2 protein-coding genes are annotated in these 2,330 nt (G+C 45.2%); both read right to left on the bottom strand.

Features of this window, described 5'->3' with window-relative positions; all coding sequences use genetic code 11:
• Positions 1–221: hypothetical protein (locus tag ACWA6V_RS20735; protein WP_449524263.1), on the bottom strand; the 221-nt coding region annotated here is incomplete at its 3' end.
• A gap of 158 nt (positions 222–379) precedes the next feature.
• Positions 380–2,330, bottom strand: a 1,951-nt coding sequence (locus ACWA6V_RS20740) for a class I adenylate cyclase (protein WP_449524264.1), incomplete at its 5' end; no start/stop codon positions are given.

The raw sequence follows: 2,330 nt of genomic DNA on the forward strand, positions 1-2,330 counted from the left end.
CCACTTTTGTCCCAGGTGATAAACGCAAAATGTTGCTCGGATAATATTTTTCGGGAGAGAGTACTTTTGCCTTTTATTTCGCCAACGACTTCATTTTTTTGGTTTTTGTAAATTGCATATTCCAGCTCCCAGGTCCCTACCAGTGTTGCTTTGGGGTTGGCATTAGCCCATGGGCTCAGTGCCAGTATCGCTATTGCCCATAGCGTCAGTATCTTGTTCATTGTTATATCTCTCGGTTGTGTTTGGATTTTAGTTGTGGCCAGTCTGGATGGCGGTTGGATTATGCATGAATCGTACATGAGTTGCGCAAACAACAGATGAGTCTAAACAAAAATTAATAATTGATAAGGTTTATTGACTGCAGGGATAATCAGAATTTCTATAGCGCATTTAATGCAGCGTTAAGTTTATTTTCCAATTCGGATTTTAATTGTAGGTAATGTCCAAGTTGCACTCCAGTTTGTTGTGCAATGGTGTCATGACAGAGGGATAAATCCAGGTCGGTAATGTAGCAAGGGTAGCGCTCTCCATGTTGGCGCCGGCGAACAATATAACTGGCCACTGCTTTAAATAAATCATCGCCATAAGCCAGCGCAGAAAATTCCTGTTCATTGCAATAAATTGTAAAACGCAGCTGCTGGTCGCCATCCATTTCGGCAATGGCTTTGATATTAATAAAATGTAATTGGCTTAAGTCGCTATGCAGTTGCCGGCGCTCGGCATGGCCTTGTTGCTGCTTGATATTGCCCACTAGTTCGTAGATGGCGATATCTTTGGTGTCAGGTAGTGCCCCTATGTGGTCTCCATCCAATAATTGGCGTTGCATTGCAGCATTGATAAAATTGATTAGCGGCCGCAGGAGCGTCTGTTGGTTGTGGTACTCGGTAAGTGTGGTAAACACTGAACCTTTTTCATCCACAATGGTGATGCGGGCCTGGGTATGTTCCAGTTGATAAAATACGGTAATGCTGCGCTGTTTTACCTGTTCGCAAATAATGCGCAAGGGTTTGTCGCGCAGCCCATAGCGATCAATTACTATAGGGCTGAAATCGGTTTGCGCTTGCGCGAGTCGTGCTAATAATTTTTCGTAATTTTTAAAACGCTGGATTTGCAACTGCTGTTGTACAAATTGCAAGAGTAAATATTCATCGCCCATTTCCAAAATATAACGTGTGCTGCGCGGGCGTGTGCCTGAGTAATAACAGCTAATGAGGTCGCGCCACAATTCGGTTAAGCGCTGGGCAATGTTATTGCCTTGGCCGCTGCTAAAGCAGCGTACACTCAATTCGGGTAAGCTGAATTGTTTTCCGGGTGGAAATAAACGGAAATAGTGCTGCAGGCAATTGATTAATGCATCGCTGGCATAATGGCGGCAGATCAACTCACCCCAGGAGTTGATGTGGATAACATCGGCATTGATCATTAAATTTTCGCGCAAGCCACTATAGCCGAGCGCATCGCGTTGGCTGCTAAGCATTTGCATGCCTTTTTTATGCAAATCTGCTTGGGGTTCAATACCTGTATTGACGATAATTAATAACTGTTCAATCGCCGCGGGGCGAGTAAACTGATGGTGTTCAATAGTAAATGGAATGGGCAGCCATTGCTGCAGGGCGAGGATCAGTTGTTGTTTTTGGCTGGCGCTAAGTGAAAATTGTTTGCCAATGATATCAACCTTGGTATGGCTTGCTAAAATTTCATTGGCGTGACACCAAAGCAATAACTCCAACAAACTGCGCGAGCGTTTTATCGGTTCCACATCGACGTTGCGCAGTGCTAAATCATTTTGGCTCCCACGCACTACTTGCCAACTGTCTCCACTGTCATTCTGTTCGCGAATAAAACAAAGATTGTCCTCACTTAAATCGCGCGAAATACCCGGATTGATCCATTCTATTTTTCCTGCTTTGCGTTCAAACGCTGCATGTAATTTACGTCCGAGAATTATTAACTCATCGCCACTGATGGCGATATCACTCTGCTGGTGTTTACTCAATTCACTCAACAACCGGTAACTGTGGTTGAGTTCATTGACCAGTAAGGCACGCTCGGTAATGACATGGGGTGCTTTCCAATAGGCGCGGTTGTCGAGCATATGTAATTGATGTGCTGACCAGTGCCAACTCTTTACCAGTTCCTCCAGTAATTTCCGCTGCCAGGATTTGTTGGGTTGGCGGCTGGTGCGCGACAAGGGTTTATTTACCTTGAAATAAAAACAGCGCCGCACTAAATCGAGACGCTGTAACTGATTGTGTTTCTGCAAATACTGCTCAATGTGGCGATACACCATCACGTAGGGATCGAGCGCGTCGGCGTCCGGGTCTTGTGCG

It is taken from the genome of Cellvibrio sp. (assembly GCF_053579595.1).